18 protein-coding genes are annotated in these 17,458 nt (G+C 65.2%); 8 read left to right on the top strand and 10 right to left on the bottom strand.

From position 1 onward, the window contains the following. Both FVE89_RS16235 and FVE89_RS31210 read left to right on the top strand, forming a co-directional pair. A partial coding sequence (locus FVE89_RS16235; protein ID WP_160534988.1) for a Tn3 family transposase occupies positions 1-331 on the top strand: 331 nt, incomplete at its 5' end. Between the two features lie 65 nt (positions 332-396). Then, a complete protein-coding gene (locus FVE89_RS31210) occupies positions 397-786 on the top strand; it encodes a hypothetical protein (RefSeq protein ID WP_348644703.1) in 390 nt (129 codons plus the stop codon). Positions 787-1,702: 916 nt separating this feature from the next. Here FVE89_RS31210 and FVE89_RS16225 read toward each other — a convergent pair. Then, positions 1,703-2,521 carry an IS5 family transposase gene (locus FVE89_RS16225; protein WP_024828266.1) on the bottom strand — a complete coding sequence of 273 codons (819 nt, stop codon included), beginning with the start codon at positions 2,519-2,521 and terminating at the stop codon, positions 1,703-1,705. Positions 2,522-2,883: 362 nt separating this feature from the next. Here FVE89_RS16225 and FVE89_RS16220 point away from each other — a divergent pair, with 362 nt between their 5' ends. Then, complete coding sequence (locus FVE89_RS16220) at positions 2,884-3,297, top strand: avidin/streptavidin family protein (protein ID WP_160534987.1); 414 nt, start codon at positions 2,884-2,886, stop codon at positions 3,295-3,297. Between the two features lie 124 nt (positions 3,298-3,421). Here the strand turns inward: FVE89_RS16220 and FVE89_RS16215 are convergent, their stop codons facing one another. From FVE89_RS16215 to FVE89_RS16205, 3 genes are all read right to left on the bottom strand, one after another. Beyond that, positions 3,422-4,972 carry a hypothetical protein gene (locus FVE89_RS16215; RefSeq protein ID WP_160534986.1) on the bottom strand — a complete coding sequence of 517 codons (1,551 nt, stop codon included), beginning with the start codon at positions 4,970-4,972 and terminating at the stop codon, positions 3,422-3,424. Positions 4,973-5,142: 170 nt separating this feature from the next. Continuing rightward, positions 5,143-6,410 (bottom strand): IS3 family transposase gene (locus FVE89_RS16210; RefSeq protein WP_160534985.1). Its coding sequence is split into 2 segments (ribosomal slippage): positions 5,143-6,086 and positions 6,086-6,410, totalling 1,269 coding nucleotides; the frame shifts between segments, so codons are not numbered across the junction. A gap of 30 nt (positions 6,411-6,440) precedes the next feature. Further along, on the bottom strand, positions 6,441-7,061 hold the full coding sequence (locus tag FVE89_RS16205) for a recombinase family protein (protein WP_160534984.1): 621 nt from the start codon (positions 7,059-7,061) through the stop codon (positions 6,441-6,443). A gap of 116 nt (positions 7,062-7,177) precedes the next feature. Here FVE89_RS16205 and FVE89_RS16200 point away from each other — a divergent pair, with 116 nt between their 5' ends. After that, positions 7,178-7,792, top strand: coding sequence for a hypothetical protein (locus tag FVE89_RS16200; protein WP_024828244.1), 615 nt, complete (start codon positions 7,178-7,180; stop codon positions 7,790-7,792). A 26-nt stretch (positions 7,793-7,818) separates the two neighbouring features. On the opposite strand, the gene FVE89_RS16195 is transcribed toward FVE89_RS16200, so the two are convergent. From FVE89_RS16195 to FVE89_RS16180, 4 genes are all read right to left on the bottom strand, one after another. After that, a complete protein-coding gene (locus FVE89_RS16195; RefSeq protein WP_160534983.1) occupies positions 7,819-8,043 on the bottom strand; it encodes a hypothetical protein in 225 nt (74 codons plus the stop codon). Between the two features lie 80 nt (positions 8,044-8,123). Then, on the bottom strand, positions 8,124-8,624 hold the full coding sequence (locus FVE89_RS16190) for a hypothetical protein (RefSeq protein ID WP_024828245.1): 501 nt from the start codon (positions 8,622-8,624) through the stop codon (positions 8,124-8,126). A 353-nt stretch (positions 8,625-8,977) separates the two neighbouring features. Next, entirely contained in the window at positions 8,978-11,923 is a 2,946-nt protein-coding gene (gene mobF, locus FVE89_RS16185; RefSeq protein WP_024828246.1) for a MobF family relaxase, read from the bottom strand. Then, positions 11,920-12,216 carry a hypothetical protein gene (locus tag FVE89_RS16180; protein WP_024828247.1) on the bottom strand — a complete coding sequence of 99 codons (297 nt, stop codon included), beginning with the start codon at positions 12,214-12,216 and terminating at the stop codon, positions 11,920-11,922. The genes mobF and FVE89_RS16180 overlap by 4 nt, the downstream gene beginning before the upstream one ends. Before the next feature lie 389 nt (positions 12,217-12,605). Between FVE89_RS16180 and FVE89_RS30765 the strand changes: the two genes are divergently transcribed. From FVE89_RS30765 to FVE89_RS16165, 4 genes are all read left to right on the top strand, one after another. After that, positions 12,606-12,896 carry a hypothetical protein gene (locus FVE89_RS30765; RefSeq protein WP_203111411.1) on the top strand — a complete coding sequence of 97 codons (291 nt, stop codon included), beginning with the start codon at positions 12,606-12,608 and terminating at the stop codon, positions 12,894-12,896. 160 nt (positions 12,897-13,056) lie between these two features. After that, positions 13,057-13,533: a hypothetical protein gene (locus FVE89_RS16175; RefSeq protein WP_024828248.1), complete on the top strand. Its 477-nt coding sequence runs from the start codon at positions 13,057-13,059 to the stop codon at positions 13,531-13,533. 4 nt (positions 13,534-13,537) lie between these two features. Further along, on the top strand, positions 13,538-14,266 hold the full coding sequence (locus FVE89_RS16170; protein ID WP_024828249.1) for a hypothetical protein: 729 nt from the start codon (positions 13,538-13,540) through the stop codon (positions 14,264-14,266). Between the two features lie 4 nt (positions 14,267-14,270). Beyond that, positions 14,271-14,843: a hypothetical protein gene (locus tag FVE89_RS16165; RefSeq protein ID WP_160534982.1), complete on the top strand. Its 573-nt coding sequence runs from the start codon at positions 14,271-14,273 to the stop codon at positions 14,841-14,843. 77 nt (positions 14,844-14,920) lie between these two features. Here the strand turns inward: FVE89_RS16165 and FVE89_RS16160 are convergent, their stop codons facing one another. Then, positions 14,921-15,349 carry a hypothetical protein gene (locus tag FVE89_RS16160; RefSeq protein WP_160534981.1) on the bottom strand — a complete coding sequence of 143 codons (429 nt, stop codon included), beginning with the start codon at positions 15,347-15,349 and terminating at the stop codon, positions 14,921-14,923. Between the two features lie 287 nt (positions 15,350-15,636). After that, a complete protein-coding gene (locus FVE89_RS16155; RefSeq protein ID WP_024828251.1) occupies positions 15,637-17,376 on the bottom strand; it encodes a type IV secretory system conjugative DNA transfer family protein in 1,740 nt (579 codons plus the stop codon). Positions 17,377-17,458: the final 82 nt, after the last annotated feature.

Raw genomic sequence — 17,458 nt, 5'->3', positions numbered from 1 at the left:
GGGCGAGGCCCGCAACGCGCTCGCCCGCGCCATCTTCTTCAACCGCCTCGGCGAGTTGCGCGACCGCACCTTCGAGAACCAGCGCCATCGCGCCTCCGGCCTGACCCTCGTGACCGCAGCCGTCACGCTGTGGAACACCGTCTATCTCGATCGCGCCATCCGCCATCTGCGCGGCAGCGGCGTCGCGGTGCCCGACGACCTGCTCGCCCACGTCGCCCCGCTGGGTTGGGAGCATGTCGGCCTCACCGGCGACTATCTCTGGGCCGAAATCGACAAGCCCCGCGAACGGTTCAGGCCGCTGCGCCTCCACCAGCAAGGCCGCGACGCTTAGCGTACGTTTTCGACCATCCTCTCACCGGGCCCCTGCTCGCCGCTGACCATATCGCCGAGCGGCATGTGATCGCCGCCTTCCTCGCTCAGACCGCGACGCAGCCTGCGCCGAACCCGTTTCCGGAAACAAGCGTCGGCGCCGTCTCTCAGGTGTGGCGGCAGCGAGCCGCGGAGTTCCAGTCGTTTGCCGTGGAGGCGGCAGGCCTTACCTGCCTGCTCGCGACCTTGTCCGGCCTCAGCCTCGACGAGCGGCTGATGCAGGAGATCCTGCGGGCTGGACCGCATACGGTGAACGTGTTCCACCGTGGCGACGGATGCCGGATCGTCGGGGCTGTGCTCTACGGCAAGCCTGGTGTCGCCCTGCCAGTTCTGCCGATACCGCGGACTAAGCGTCTCGGCCCGGCGCCGCGCTCAGGGGCCCTTGGCATGCCTGGCCAACTCGACCTGTTCGCGTAGGTGAGTACTCGGTAGCGGGTGTGGCCCGGAGGTGTCGCCTGTCAGATCTGACGAATGCCCGCGTGGCACTCGTCAGGCATTTATGCGGGCACGTTCCGGCCGCGTCTGACCTCTCCCCGCCACGATGCCCGCTGGTGACTCTGGCCGTGGCCTGCGGTGCCGCACGGGTCTAGGGCAGCGCCCTGCGGCCCGTGCTGTCACGGTCAGTGAGCCTGCCAGTGACAGCACTGCGGTCGCGCCGGGTGTTTCATTCTTACAGGCAGTGGCGAATGGCAGCCGCCGCGCGATAGCCGCCTGCCGGCGGCTGGCGGGGCTGCCGGCCCCACACCCCGGCCCCCGGCCGGGGCGGCTCCGCCGTCCTGCCTGCGCTCGATCCTGAACCCCGCCGGTCCTAGTCTGCGCTCCCGCGCAGCCTGTCCGGCTCTCCGCCCTGGCACCAGGTCGGGCCCGTCAATAGCCGCCCCCGATCCTTCCGACGTCCAGTGAACGCCGGCCGGGGGTGGTGGGTCTGTGTCTGTTGCGGGTGTTACTTGTCGCCAAAATTCGGTATAAGACTTTGATTTTTATGGCGTTTTATGCTATAAAAGCATGTTCACCACGGCCCAAAAGGCCCACTTTAAGAGATCCCAAATGAACCCCGCCAGGATGTTTAAAAATAACGCCAAGTATATTTCCGAGGGTATTGCTCGGATATACTTGCTTTTCAGGCGACAATACAGGTCATTTGCCACCGTTAGGGCACGCGTACCCGCTTTGCGGGCCGGCCTTCGGCCTACGCGTGCCCTAACGGTTCGCAAATATCATATTTTTACTTGAAAGTCAAGGTGTTGGACAGTTTTCGCCGTCTTGCCACCGACCTTCATCCGTCGCGGTGCCAGCCGTCCGGTCTGGCCTTAAGGCACGCTAAGACCCCGTTTCATAAGGCTCTGGCGAGCCGCCTGACGAGGATCATGGCCGCAGCGAGCACGAAGAAGGCAAGCGCGGAGGACGGGGTCGCTTCGTGGTCGCGTGCGAGCCTGCGGCAGCGGCTGATCCAACTGAATGTCCGCTCGATCACCCATCGCCTGGGCTGAACGGCAAAGCCCTTCTGCCCGGCTTCCGCCGCGACGATCTCGACCACGATGGCTGTGGCCGTGCCGACGCGCTCACCTCTGTAGGCGCGGTCAGCGAAGCAGTGGGCCAAGAACGGGAATAGCCCGCGTGAGGCTCGCAACAGGGCGATGCCGCCGTGACTGTCGTGAAGGTCGGCGGTGGAGATCCCAGCCACGAGCAGGCGGCCGTCTGTGTCGGTCAGCGCGTGGCGTTTGCGCCCGACGACCCGCCGGGCTGGATCGTAACCGCGCTCGCCTGCCATCCCCACGCCACCCGCGCGCGCGGCTTGCGCATCCACGACACAGCCGGTCGGGCTGGCCTCGCGTCCGACCCGCTCCCGGTCGGCCATCGTGAGGGCGTGAGCGAGGCGCTCGAACACGCCTGCCTGCGACAGGCGCAAGAACCAGCGATGCACCGTGCTCCAAGGCGGGAAGTCCAGCGGCAGGTGCCGCCACGCGCAGCCGGTGCGCAGTACGTATAGGATGCCGCCGAGGATCGCCCGCACGGGCCAGCGCCATGGGCGGCCGGTGCTGGACGGTGCAGGGAGCAGCGGCGCGAGCACCGTCCATTCGGCATCGCTCAGGCAGGTTGCATAGGGCAGGCTCTCGCGCGCAAGCTCCGCGCGGGCGGCGGGTGTCCACATCAAGGTTCCTGGGTGAGCGTCAGACACTCTCCCAACGCCCGCGATGCTCGCCGCTCACCCAACCGCTAAGCTGTTTAGCCCGTTATGAAACGGGGTCTAACGCTCTCCGGTCTTGACCCCATACCGGCCCCACTATGGCGCCTTTGGCTTCTGATAAGCGAACGGTATCGGAGGCCAGAGATAAGCGTCATGATGATGACGCTATCAGGGACGAGCGGAGCCAATCGCCGTTTCGGGATCGCAGGCCAATCCCGCGCCCTCAAAACCAGCGTCGTTGCGTGATGCGGTGGCGCCATAACTGGCTTCCAAGCCATGTAAATTCATCGCATGCTGGATCTCGCAGATCAGGGAGGGCGAGACACATGAAGCACGAAGTGGCACTCTCGAAGGCTCTTTCTACCCAAAACGAGAAGAAACAAGCAGCAGCTCCGAGCGGCTTCGATGGAGTCTGGAAAAATCAACTGGGATCCAGTATGGATCTAAAAATTGACGGCGCAAATGTCACTGGTATTTATACAAGCAAGAAGAGCCTAAAAAAAGACGCCAGAGAAGCAATCGGTGACATAGTCGGGTTTGTTGATGATGATATTATTTCGCTTGTTGTAAAATGGCGCGGGGTGAGCGCGATGACATCATGGGTTGGGCAAATTGTTACTCAGAATAAGAAAGACAGCCTTAGTACCCTATGGCATCTAATATCCAACACGCCTGAGGAGCAAGAAGAGGATTTAGCGTGGGCTGCGATATTGACTGGTGCGGATATATTTCATCGCTGATAGCAAATTTAACAGCTGCGAGAACGCTGAGGTTATTCGTTTGAAAAACACGTGGATGGCGCGTTTTAACACGCGCCATCCACGTGGATTAGATGGCAACTGACTGATTAACTCGAAATGGGAACTAGACTGCCTCTTCCGCTTCCAGGAGAGCTGCTTCAACATTTTTGGGCACACTCTCAAATAACGCCATTAACTTGGCCTGATCTAACAACGGCGCCGATCGCATTTGATCTTTTGCACTGGGAGAACTTACATCAATTTCGGTAAAGCGGTCTTGTAATTTTCTGAGGTGCGCATAGCAGCCGATGTCTATCGCGAAAGCTTGATAGGTTCCCTCCTGAGACTTATGGGTCAAAGCGGTCGCGCAGTTGTGAATAATTCTGTAGTCGAGCAACCTGTTAAAAAGAGCTCGCCACTCATCGCTCTGCTGAAGCATTCTCTCTCTAACTAAGAACAGGTTCGTTTTCCGGTCAAGGCAAAATTCTCGGATAATATAGATACCTTTCAGCAAATCGTCTTGCTCGTCGCCCTTCGAGTCCTGTTTCAACTCATCGATTTTTCGCTCGAAATTGGCTCGTGACAAAATTCTAACTTCATCTTTGCCAATGCGTCCGCCGCGAGAAGCATCGACATCTGACAGCACCTGCAGAAATAGAGACAGTACGTCCCTGGGAACACCTCCGCCGGCCATCACAAGGCGTTCAAATCCCTCACCCTTGAAAAGGGACTGCACTTCTGCTTTTGTAAGTCCAGCTTTGACGCCAAATTGCTCAAGTATCTGCCAGTTCTGATTTGAAGTCTTTTTGAAATCACTGAACGTATAATCGATGTTTATTGGCTGATAGTCGTGCCGCTCTTGGGCCCCGATGGGTTGACCGTCCCGATCTGCATACAGTGTAGACGCGTGTCTAAGTGTAGCAATCTTAAAGTAAAGAGGTACATCTTTACACAACCTATGTATATAATCTACAACAAAAGCCTGGTCAGTTCTTTTGAGATGATATAGATCATCGATGTGAATTATTATTGCACTTGTAGATTGCGACAAAGCGAAAAAATTTCTGATTTGATCTTTCAGTTCTGGCAACCAACGGTCCAGCTCCTGAAGTTTCTCGCGGTGAATTTTGAACGAGCGCTCAATTTCTTCCTTGTTTTTGGTTTCATCTTTAGCCCCAAATTTTAGATTTAGTTTTTCTATATCTGCGCCCGCAGATCCTTCCAGTGTTGTTCCAGTTTCGGCAGATATTTTCTTGCGGATTTCTTCGTCTTGTACATCTGCCGATTTTTGGAGAGCATCTAGACGGGACAGGATCTGGCCAATAATCAAGCGAGAGCGTTTCTTCTTCCCAAACCAACCAGGAAGATGTTTTTCAATATCCTTAAATAACGATGATACTATCTCAATGAGAACGTTTGGGAAAGAGTGCCGCTTAAAATCTTCGCAGTTGAGATATACCGACCTAATATCGCTTTTTAGAACTCTTGACGAGTGATGAAGTAGCAGGGTTTTCCCGCATCCCCTGCGGGCAAAAATGGCGTGATTTTGTTTCGAGCACGCATCTTGGAGAGCTGTGCCAACATTTATGTAATCAATGGCTTCGCCATCGCGCTGGACACGTAGGTTCTCTGTGATTACCTCGCGTAGCCGGCCTAATTTTTCGTCGCTAACCACGTTTCCTCCGCTTTGATTATCAGGCGGCAGCTTCGCCGGTAAACGGCAATTCTAATTTCTGAGCGCCTTGTCCCGATCAGGATACAGAAGGATCCCCCGCACGGTGGCTGCATGCCATGAGCGATCGTTCAACTGCACCGCCTGCGGATTGTGAGACACCGATCTGAAGCCTACGCGGCGATGGCCGCGGGTGGTAGCTGCGCGGCGCGGATTTCGGCCGGTGGCCGGAACCCGTGTCGCTCGATCAGCCACGTCTCATTGTAGAGATCCCGGAACGCCAGCAGGGCGTGGCGCAGATCCTCGACCGTATCGAAGTGCTCGACCCACAACAGGTTCTCCTTGAGGGTGCGGATGAAGCGCTCGGCGCAGCCATTCCCCTCCGGGGCGCGCACGAAGGCGGGCGAGCTCGCGATGCCCAGGAACGCGAGCTCCGCTTGGAAGGCGTCCGCCATGTACTGGCTTCCGTGATCGTGCCGGACGCTCAGGCCAGAGGCGATCTCGGCCGCGAAGCCGCCGAAGCGCTGCCGCACCCCTTGGCGGATCGGCTCCAGCGCCTCGAAGCGCGTGGCCCGGCGCGCCGCATGGATGCCCACGCACTCGGCCGAGCAGTGATCGATGGCCACGAACACCGCGACCTGCCCCTCGGCCGTCCAGGTGGTCGTCAGGTCGGTGCCCCACATCGTGTCGACCCTGTCCGGGATGATGGTGCCGTCGTGGTTGCGCGGACCGCGCGGTGTGCCGACCCGCGTGGGGGCCAACAGGTCGTGGGCGCGCATCAGGCGCAGAACCCGGCGCTTGGAGGTGCGCACGCCCTTCATGCGCAGCCGTGCCCAAACCTTGCGATGGCCTTCGCCGTGGAAGGGGCTATCGGTCAGGATGGCGCGGATCCGGATGAGCAGTGCTGCATCCGGCATCGCCCCGACCGGGCCGGGCCGCCGCGCGGGATCGGACGCGGCCTCCGATCCGAGCCTCGAGCGGGGCGGTGAGAGATGCCGGTGGACTGTGGCGCGCGACACGCGCCAGATCCGGCACACCCGAGCCAGCCCGTAGACGCTGCCGCTGGCCGGCGAGACGGTCCGGCTCATGGCCGCGACCGCCTGCGGGCCAAAGGGCCGGAGCCACGCGCCTCCAGGGCGGCGACCTTGGCCTCCAGCAGCTCGCGCTCCAGCAGCATCTCGCCGAGCTTGGCCTTGAGACGCCCGCTCTCCAGCGCGTCCGCATCGAGGGGCCGGGTGGACAGGCTGGCCTCGCCCGCCGTCAGGAAAGCATCGCGCCAGCCCGACAAGGTCGCCGCCGTCACGCCCAGGCCGCGCGAAACGCTCTCCAGGTCCTCACCACGCAGAAGCCGCAACACCGCGTCCCGCTTGCGCTGCCGGGACATGCGCCCACCCCGGCCAGGTCCGACCGCACCGGCAACCGCTCCTGTATTCGTCGTCATCGTTCTCACCCCTGAGGCGGAGACCGTCCGCTAACGGGGTGTCTCAAGCAACCGTGGGGCGGAGGACAACGTTGGAATGCGCCTACTGTTCAGATCGTCAGCGATTGCGCGCAACGAGCGTCCATTTGCTCTAAGCGATTGGATCAGGGGCATCATGGATGCCCGGAACCGAGCGGCGCGCTCCGCCGCTCGGCCGGTAGCCTTTGCCAAGTTGGGCCGGGGGTTCCCGAGCCGCACCCCCCTCGCCTTTGCGGCCTCAAGGGCTTCTTTGGTGCGCTTCGAAATCACGCCACGTTCGTGCTCCGCTATGGCTGCCATCATGTGAACCGTCACTCGTTGCGCCTCCGGCATGTCTGCGGCGATGAACTCGATGCGGCTCTCCATTAGGTTTGAGACGAAAGCGACGTTGCGCGCTAGGCGATCGAGCTTAGCGATCACCAGGATCGCCTTATGTTTCCGGGTCAGCTCGATCGCGGCAACGAGTTGAGGTCGATCGGCCTTTCGGCCGCTTTCGATCTCCGTGAACTCCGCGACCAGTTCGCCACGCCCTGCCGTGAAGCGCCCAACGGCCAACCGCTGGGCATCGAGGCCTAAGCCGCTATAGCCCTGGCGAGCTGTCGAGACACGGTAATAGGCGACGAACGAGGCCACGTATAAATCCGAAACGGTTGTTTCGGATTTATACGCGGGGGATCGGTGAAGGAAAGCGTAGTCGCATTTAGTTTGTCTCGATACCGCCGCGCCTATGATGTCGGAGTAGGCATGACATGAGAATGGACGCCGGTGAGCTGCAGGCAGCTGAGGCAGCGATCATCGATCTGTGCGGCGGCATCCAGCCGCCGCTTGAGATTTTCTACATCCAGTCGATCATATACGCGGCCGAGCGATCCTTCAGTGCCTTCGAGCGGTTCGACGCTGCTGTCACACGCGGTATGTCCGACGCGCTGATTTTCGCCACCGTGCAAGAAGCCCTAACCCACGCCGGGGCCCTGTCGCGCTTCTTCTGGCCGGTGAAGAAGGACAGTTTGCTCGCGGCGGCGCGTGGAGAGAAGCTGCGTGAGGCCTTCGCCCTTACTGACGCGTCACCGCTCAAATGGCGGCGGTTGCGCAACGCGTTCGAACACTTCGATGAGGATCTCGACCGTTATCTGATCGTCAACGCGGCCGGCTTCTTCTTCCCAGGACCACGCGTCGGCGATCACAGAAGCGCCGGTCCGCTCGACAAGGTCTTCAAGCTGGTCGACCCGGAGCGCGGGGTCTGCGTCCTACTTGGCGAGCAGTTCGAGTACCGGCCAATCCAGCGTGAGGTCGAGCGCATGCTTGCTCTGGCCGTTCAGGCGGACGCGAATGGAGGACGCCTTCGGCCGCTAGGTACACGTTAACCCGTGTCGGGACGACCTCTGTTGATCTACCGCTTACCCTGCTTCTGATCATTCTTCAGTCGAGGCCCGATGACCTCGGGTACATCGGCCGACATCGGCGCTAGTTCGTGCACCCACGCACAGGCATCCGGCGGCAGCACGTTCAGCCGCTCCAGGGCTGCGGCGAGGCCGCCGTTGGGAATAGCCGAAAGATCGGAGACCGGTTCGGCCGTGCGAGCCTTCTCCCGTACAGCCACGAACCGGCCGGTCACGGCGGACCGTACCAGCAGGCTACGGCCAGATCCGCGATCTGTCTTCCTGACTCCCCCGGATGCTCCGGGCCGCTGCGCGCTCATGGTATCACCTTGCGCCCAAAGTACCCTTGGAACGGTGCCTCTGTCATCCAGGCGTACCCTGGCCCCGCACCGAGGCGATCGACGAGGGCGGAGATCGGGTCGTTCAGCAGCACAGTCGGTGCACCTAGGGCACGCGCGTAAACCTCGGCCGTTGCCACGCCGATGTCAGCCACACGCCCCTTCAGAGGGTGGGTAGGATCCGGCGCGCCTTCAAGATAGCGTAGCACGACAGCGGCCGCGCCGGCCGAGCCGCACATTAGCCCGCACAGGCGGTCTCTGTGCCAGATCGCGGTGTTGATCTGATGCTCCGGACGACGTGTAAGGCCGCGCCAGTTCCAGTCGACGGCGCGAACCTGCAGACGCCAATCACCAGCGACCCGCAGAGCCGTGGCGTCGATCTCGGTGAGACGTAGGTCGGGCACGCGGATCACCGCCTGGGCTTCGCGGTGGACCGCGGCGCGGAGCTGTTGCCACTCGTTCGGGTTGGGGGGCGGCATCGGGTTGGCCCGGCGTTCGTCGGAGATCGATCGGCAGATAACGAGATCGGCCCTTGAAGACAACGGTTGATGATAATATATCTCCAGACATCTCTAGAGATGCATCGAAGCATTTGCACTAATGCAAATGCGATGCAAATCGAAATGCAAATATAACCTGTCGCCCAGGTCATTGAATGATCGCATAAGGTCCAGAAAACGCAGAATGCCCGCCTCCGATAGACAGGAACGGGCCTCATCCGCGATGACGTCAACAAGACCGCGCGGCTGATCCTGCCTTGAGAGCCATCGCGCCCATTTGGGGGCATGCGGGCCTGGGCCCAGGGATGATTGCTCGTGATCCAGGATCACCCTCACCGTTCGATGTGGCGACCCCGCTCAAGCTGGGGCAGCGGATCGGGGCGACCGAGGCGGCTAGCAAGCTCGCCGACCAGAGCACGGGTCACCCGGGCCGGTGCTTGCGTCAAACGACGCCCGTAGGCATCCACCAGCCGCCACATCGGCACGATGAGTTGCTCGACGCCGAGCCACGCTGCGGCCTCACGCAGAAGCCGTGTTGCACGCATCACGCGCCGCACATCGATCCCTTGGTCGACGGGCTCACGCGTTCCCAGCGATCCATCCCGCACGAACGCGACCCGGTCGGCGGCGTGATCGACCACGTTGACCTTCTCACTGTAGGTCCGCGCCTCTCGGAACAGGCGTTCCAGCACCATCGCGTCGGTCGCCGGCATCCGCGCATCTTCTTGCCGTTGCCGGCACAGGGCATCGAGCCGATCGCGCTCGACCACTACCCTGGCCTCGTGTCGGTGCCGGGTCAGACCGACATAAATCTCCCGCGCGTCCGTGGCCGCCCCGACATACATCACCGCCGCGGAGGAGGTCCGGCCCTGCGCCGCGTAGGCCGTGCCCGCATAGGCATGCACGATCCTGGGCTGCGACCGCTTCCGGCCGAACCGCGGCTGTTGCGCCAGATCCGACCACGCCACCTCCAACGCGCGACCATCCTCCAGCGCCAGGCGCAGGCGTGCTCCTCCCTCCGGCTCGACCGTGATCGCCTCGACCCGGGCGCGATTGCCATTGCGCAACCCGAGATGCGGCAGGCTCTCGCCGAAGCGGAGGGCGTCGCCGACCGCGAGCGCGAGCGCCACCGGCCTGTCGTCTCGGTCGTGCGCCGGCAGGGTGATCAGGTCGGGGCCGAGGCGCCCCTCCCCCCGCAGCACAGCCCGCGCCTGGACGTTCAAGGCCGCGGCGTCGGCGTTACGCCGGGTCACGATCAGCACATCCTCGCCGTGGGCCGCGCGCTGCTCGCTCCAGACCGCGAGCGCGCGCACCTGCGCGGCCTCGGCGCCGGCGATCAGCTCGATCCGGTCCCGGGCCGCGTAGGCGCGCAGGGCCGCCTCGACCTCACCGCGCGCCATCAGCACCGAGGCGGCGCGCTGCCACTCCACCGTCTGTCGGCGGACCTGTTCGAGCACCGCCGAGCGCCCGACCACGTCGGCGACCGCACGCAGGGCGCTCGCGCCCCCGACCGAGGCGAGCTGCCGCCGATCACCGATCAGAACCACCTTCGCCCCGGCTGACCGGGCCGCGCTCAGCACGGCTTCCATGTCGCGGGTCGCGACCATCCCGGCCTCGTCGACCATCACCAGGGTATCGGCGTCGAGCACGGCCGATCGGTCGGGGTGATGGATGGCATCCGGACCTGCAGCCTGCGTCTGGTCCTGGCGCCAGCGCGCGATCGCCTGCGCCGGGATTCCGGTCGAGCGCCCGAGCTCGTCGGCGGCCACCCACGACGGCGCGAGGCCGATCACCCGCAGGCCGGAGCCGCGGGCGGCGGCTACCAGGGCAGCCGCCGTCGTAGTCTTGCCGGTCCCTGCCCCGGCCTGCAGCAGCGCCACCCCGTCCCGACCAGCGGCGTGACGCACGGCCTCGCCCTGCTCGGGGCTGAGATGAGGGGCGTCCGCCAGCGCAGCCTCGACCGCCTCGGGCGTGATCCAGGTCCGTTCCAGGGGCCGATCGGCCGCGCGCAGCATCGCGGCCTCGCACGCGGCGATGCCCGGGCTGGTCCAGCACGCACTAGCGCCCGGTACCAGCTCGGCGTCGGCAAGCAGCAGCAGCGCGCCATCCCGCTCGAGCTGGGCGAGCTCCGCCTCCACGGCGTCGACCCCGATACCGGCGACACCCGCGACCTCCAGGGCACGCTGGAGCAGGTCCTTGCGCGCCACGACGCTCTCGTGCCGGAATAGGGCCGAGGCGGCGCGCGCCACCGGGCCGTCACCGGGGATCTCGGGCGGGTCGAACGGGGCCTCTCGCTCCCGATCGCGCTCGGCGGCCATCACGAAGGCGGGGTCGCGCTCGGGGTGACGCGCGGCTAGCCACGGATCGATCGCGCACGCGGCGAGCTCCTTGCGCCAGCGCGCCTCCAGCTCCGGCCCGGTCGGCAATTCCTCCTTTCCCCGGCGAGTCGCCAGGGCGGCGATCTCGCGCTGGGCGCTGCTGGCCCCGGCGCCCGCGTAAGCCAGGATCTGCTCCGAGCGCTTGGAGAAGGCCGCGAGCAGCGCCTCCGGCACGCCGGCGACCTCCCACTGCCCGCGTCCGGCCTCGCGATACTGCAGACCGAACTGCTCGCGCAGCCCCTCGGCCAGGGCCGCCCTGTATGCCGCTCCCACTCCGAGCTGGGCGGCGTACAGCCGCTCAGGCTCGATGGTCAGGTGCGTCCGCGACTTGTACCGACCGGCGCCGGCATTCTCGGGCGCACCGGCGACGTTGATCAACACGCAGTGCGTGTGAATATTCGGATCACCCTCTCTGGTTGTATAGTGATCGAACCGACCGACGATCAGGTCGCGCGGGCGATGCTGCTCGGTGCCGCCGGCGCCGGTCCGGACGGTGACGAGTCCCTCCGCGGTGACAAAACTCAGCGCCCGCTCGACGGCAGCGCGATGGGCGGCCTCGATCGCCGCGCGCTGCTCAGGCGTGCCGGCCATCCAAAGCACCGACACGCTCTTCCCGGGGGTCATCGTACAGTCGACACCGGCCCAGTGCCCCGGGCCCGCACCGCGGACCAACGGCTTACCCGTGCCTGGGTGGAGCCCCGCACACAGCTCGCGGAACGAGGCGGCGTCGATCGCCGCACCGTGGCGCACGATCGTGCCGCCGCTGCTCCACCACACCCCGCCGCCGTCCGAGAGGTAGTAGTTGTCCCTCTTATCGGGTCTGGCTTCACGCTGGCTGTCCTGCGTGTAGTAGGCCGCCGCCGGTGAGCCGGCACCGAGCCGGTGCAGCGAGGCGGTCACGGCGCCGGATCGGCGACGCCGTCGCCCTTGTGCAGGCGACAGACCTTGGAGAGGTCGATGCCGGCCGACGGCGCGCCGAGTTCGCCGACCGCCTGGGCCATGTCGAGGATGGCGCCGTCGATCTGCTCCATCCGCTCGACCAGAACGCGGTGACGGATCGCCACCTCCAGGTGCTGAGCGACGCACGCGGCAGCCAAGCTCTCAGCGGACCAGCCGCGCTCGGCCGCGGCGGCTCGCAACCGGGCGGCGAGCGCCGCATCCAGGGTCACGGTAAGCTCGATCTCCTGGGCCATCGGCGCACCTGCTACACGTGGATCAGATCATCAGCCGTGGCGCGAGCGCCAGGAACAAGTCGACCGCCACCCGTTCTCATCAACCACACGCTGAGACCCCATCAGAATGGGAGCTAATTTTTCCGCGCGTCAACTGGAACACTTTCCTTATCAAGAAAAACTTAGGACCAAACACCGCAAACGACTACGTAGTCGACTACAGCATGTGCAAATTTTGTAGTCGAGCCCCACCGATTTTGGAGTCGACCAAAAAAATTCGCTTGGCTTAGAGGATTTCATCCACTCAAGCCTTGCGTTTATTTCAAAATCGATGAACGCTATCCATGGGACAGCGTCTCAAGAGCTGATCCTGATATGCAATACATGGACATATTTATTGAGGAAAAGCTATGGAAAATCCTCGCGCAAATAAGCTGCACGGCCCGGAATATTCGGAAGAAAAACTTTCACTCACTATCAATGATCTAGTCAATGAACTTCGAGCTATATTTAATCCATACACTATGCAAGGCCGCAAGAGTGCCAGGGAGGTTCTGCGTTCAGCATTCCAGATAGAAGCGGAAGAAGGCACCGCCTATCGGACGAACCAGGAGGCGATCGGCACTCTGCAGCCACGCCTGGAAGGTGCTCTGGCACTTCTTCGCGCCCTACGGGCAAAGCGCCCACCGTCCGTATTCTGAGCCGGGACAAGTAGGCAGTCGCGTACCGTTCGGATGCTGAGACACACTCAGTGCGTGAGGTGTGATCCATTCCGATGATGGTTCGTCGATGGCAAACGCAGCGGCAAAGACTGGCAGCCCTGGCCAGCACCGGTCAATCGTTCTCGCATCGCTCTCGGCAATGACCCTCGATCCCAAGCGCCTCGCCCGGGACGCCAAGCGCGTGCAGGCCACGCGTCCCACAGCCGGCATCGGCCGGGAGACCACGGGCGTGACCCGCGCCGTGCGCGATGGCCTGCCGATGATCCGCCAGTTGCGCGCGAGCGGCATTACCTGGGCGGCCATCGCCGCGGCGATGAGCGCCCAGGGTGTCACCCAGGGTGCGGGAAAGCCCCTGACCGCCTCCCGCCTCACCGCCATCGTCGGTCAGGTCGAGGCGCAGCTGCGCCGGCAGGCCGAGCGGGCCGCCGCCCGCCGCGCGCGGCCCGACCTCGCCGATCCAAAGCCGCCGCTCGCCGGCGACACCGCGACCCCGGCGCCGGTCGCACCGGTCCCGAATACTCCGTCACCCGCACCCGGCCGCCCCGCGCACACCAGCGAAGAGGCGATCCGGCGCGCGGGCCTCGACGCCCTGCACAAGCTCCTGAAGAAGGCCTGATCCGATGCCACGCATCCTCCTCGTCGCCCAGGACAAGGGCGGCTCCGGCAAGACCGTGTTGGTGCGCGCGCTCGCCGAGTGTCTGCCCGCCGCCCGCCTGATCGAGATCGAGGCCGGCCGCCGTCTGGTCGAGCTCGACGACCGCCTCGCCTTCTTCCCGGTTCGGGCCGAACGCGGCGAGATCAACCGCACCGGTGGCCAGGCCGCGCGGGCCGAGTTCGACGGTGTGCTCAACGCCATGGCCGCGGCCGAGGGGCCGGTGATCGTCGATGTCGGGGCCAACACCGCCGGCTCGCTCCTACCGCTGATCCGTGAGGCCAGCGGGCGCTACGGCCGGCGCGGCATCACCTTCGCCCTGCTGGTCGTGCTCACCAGCGAGCCCGGTGCCCTGGCCAACGCCCCAGTCCTGCTCGACCTCGCTGCGCCGTTCGCGGCCGCCCGGTTCGTGGTCGAGAACCAGATCGAGGGCCCGGTCGAGCCGGCCGCCCTGAAGGCTCTGGGCAAGGGCGTCACCCTCAGCCGTCTGGAGCGGCTCAGCCTTGACGCGCGCGCCAACGAGCTGCTGCAGAAGGGCGGGTTGCGGTTCATCGGCGAGGACCTCGCCGGGGCCGAGGACAACCTCGCCGCACAGTTCGGCTTCGCCGAGGCCGGCCGCATCATCGAGGATCTCACGGCGTTCCGCGCCCGCGCGATGGCAGCCGCCGCCCCGGCCGCGGCGTGGCTGGAGGGCTGAGCCCGTGGCCCGCGCTCCCGGTACCGTGCAGGATCGCGTGCGCGCCGCCCAGGAGGCCGAACGCGCGGCCGCGCGCCGGGTCCGCGCGGCGAGCCGGGCGCGGCTGACCGAGCTGTTGCGGCTCGGGGCAGTTGAGCGCATGGCCCATCTCGACGACCCGGCCCTGACCGGTCCCGACCGGGTCAGCCTGCGCCGCTCGATCCAGGTCGCCCTCGCCAAGCCCCAGCGCCGGTGGTGGCCGCAGGGCCGGCTCCTCGCGCGGGGGCGACGCCTCAGCATCGCGCTGCTGCGCGGAGTTCTGCATCCGTCCGTCCTCGTCCTCCTGGTGATCGCTGGGGGCTGGTTCGAGCTCGTCCGCCGGGCGACGCCCCAGATCGGACGCGCAATGTATTCGCTGGCCGCCAACCTCTCGGGGCCGGATGGCTCCGTGTGGGCCTACACCTTCCCGAGGAATTCCTGGGTCTCAGTCGAACGCCTGGACGGCGACCTCGCCTGGGTCCGGGTCTGGGATAAAAGGCAAGGCTACCTGTGCGGTGCGGTCTGGCGCGTTGGCCTCGATCTGTCGCCCACGCATTGAACCGAGTGGCGCCAGCTCGCGACCCTGCCCCGGTTCAGACGGCGCGCCAGTGGTCGGGCTTCCTTGCGGATCCGTGGTCAGGCGTAAGGCCCCCGGAACAGGTCGCCGAGCGCCTTGCGCCGGAACAGCGTCGCCCACCGGCGTCGGCGATGCTCGGGGCGGTCGTGGATCATGTGGCACCGCTGACAGAACGCGGCGAGGTTGGCCCCGGCGTTGTTGGCCGTGTCGTGGTCGCGGTGGGCCGCAGCCAGGACCACGCAGGTCCGGCGCACGCGCCCGAGGATGTCCACGGATCCGGGCGTGAGGCGTACGCGCCGCCCGCTTCCGTCCCGCCAGGACGCAGCCTCCCCGTCCCACCAGCGGCCATCGCCGAGGTGGACCACACGCCGCCCATGCGGTCGGCCGCAACGCTCGCAGCGCCCTCCCGCCCGGTCGAACCGGATCACCCGGGAGAGTTGCGGCCAGTCGATCGGGTAGAAGAAGCGGTGCTCGGGCCGGATCGGCATGGTGCGGGTCGAGGTCAGGGCGTCGAAGCGTGACCGTAGAGCGGAACCGGCTGCGCGCCCAGGGATCTGCGTTTGCGGCCGAAGCGTCAGCGGGACATCGCGCGCATCTGGAACCAATCCGGGCGTCAGGAGGCCAGCAGATCAGCCGCTGGCCGCGGCAAGTCCTGGGCTATGGCGGGCCCTTCATCCGGGCGCTGCCGGGCTGATCGCCCGGCACATATCGGCCGACACTTGGCTGAGCATGGCCTCTCCTCGGACGCCTACGTGTCCGGAGGTGCGGACAAGGATCACACGCCGTCGCGCACCCGTCCGCTCCGGCCAAAGGCGGTCGCCTGCACCGGCTTCACGAAGTCGAGCAGCCCGGTGCAGCGTGCGTCTTCGTGGGCGAGCGTCTTTTTGAGCTTGAGCGGGTCGGTGGTGTGCGCGCGGCTGTTGAGGAACACCAGCGTATGCCGCTGCGTCAGCGCGGCCAGGTCCGAGGCCGGCACCAGGGCGTCGGCCACCGCGGTCGAGCTCCGGCTCACCTTCCCGGTGGCGGGATCGGCCGTCTCGGTCGTCTGCACCCCGGTGAACGTCCCGAGCGCCTTCGACCAGCGCTCCCGCTCCTCGCCCTGCGCCATGGACAGGTTGAACAGCATGATTACCTCGGCGGTATCGCGCAGGATCGTAGCCCCAGCTTGGCCGTAGGCTTCGACCATCTGGGCCTCCGACTGCCAGAAGGTCCAAAGCGATACGCCGTAGCCCGGCAGCTCGCCCGCCCCACGCAGGATCGCGTCGAAACGGCCGAGCACGAACGCCTCGTCGATGGCCACGAGCACCCGCTCGGCCACCGGCGTGCGCCGCACCGTGCTGAACAGGCTCGCCAACAGCCAACGCACGTAGGGGGCGATCTCCGTGCGCCGGTCGTCGGCCGGCAGGACGATGAACAGGTCGGTGTCGCCCGCACACACCGCGTCGAGCGCGAAGGTGTGGCCGGTCACGACCCGCTGCATGCGCGCATCGAGCAGCCAGCCGAACGCCTGGGCTGCGGTCGAGAGGATGTTGGCCCGGCTCTTCTCGTCCTTCGAGCGGAGGATGCCGCGGGCATCCTTGGCGACCGGATCCGTACGCCCCTTCAGTGCAGCCAGTAGCTCCTCACCGCCTTCGCTCACCAGGGCTGCGGCTTCGGTCACCCCCTGTCCTTCCCGGATCACGACCTGCAGCGCGGCCACGATCACGACGACGGCGCGGTCGCGGAAGAACGTTCCTCCCTCAGTGGTCTGGTCGACATCTGGGAGGAGCGCGCGAGCCATGCTCTGGAGTTCGAGCACGTCCTCGGGATCGAGCCCGAGCAGCGGATCCCAGCGGTCGGAGCCGCCTGACAGACCGAGAGGATCGAGGACGCGCACGGTTTGGCCGATCGCTTCGCGCCGCCGTCGTGCGGCGCGCAGGGCGTCGCCCTTGGGATCGATGACGACGACCGGGCCGCCCCAGGCGCCGGGTTCCAGGAGGGCGAGGTTGGGCAGGATCAAGCCACCGGTCTTACCGGTGCGCGGAGGCGCGATGGTGATCAGGTTGCCTTCGACGGGGACCCTGACGGCGCGGCCGGTGTCCGGGTCGAGCCCGAGCTCGAGGCCCCGGCGCATCCGCGCGAGCTCCCGCCGTCCGGCGAAGCGGGCATCGCCGTAGCGCTTGAGGCGGTGGCGCAGCGGCACGAGCCGGCCGCCCATGACGAGAGGGACCATCAGGACGATCCCCGCCCCCCAAATCGCCACGAAGGCGGGGAGACCGCCACCGCTCAGGCTGTTCGTCTGGCCGCGCAGCATGTTCCAGTAGGTCGAGGCCATCTGCAGGAGACAGCCAAGCCAACCCGCCAAGCCGGGCCCGGCCAGGGAGAACCAGTCGTAGGGCGTGCCCGGGATGTTGGGCCAGGCCCGCGGGTCGAGGCTGTGAGTCGCGAGGTACGCGGCCGGATAGCCGATGAAGAAGGTCACCAGCGCCAGCAGCAGAACGAGGCCGATGCGGCGGGGGAGGTCTGGGCGATGCATGCGGGCGCCGTAGCCCGAAGCTCCTGAGAAAAGCCGCTCGCGATTCCGATCAAGTTGAGCGATGTGACCGCGGGACCATGCG

Source organism: Methylobacterium sp. 2A, from assembly GCF_009806555.1.
Taxonomy (GTDB): Bacteria; Pseudomonadota; Alphaproteobacteria; order Rhizobiales; family Beijerinckiaceae; genus Methylobacterium.
Note: the sequence above shows the minus strand (reverse complement) of the source record. Positions and strands in the feature narration are given on the sequence as shown.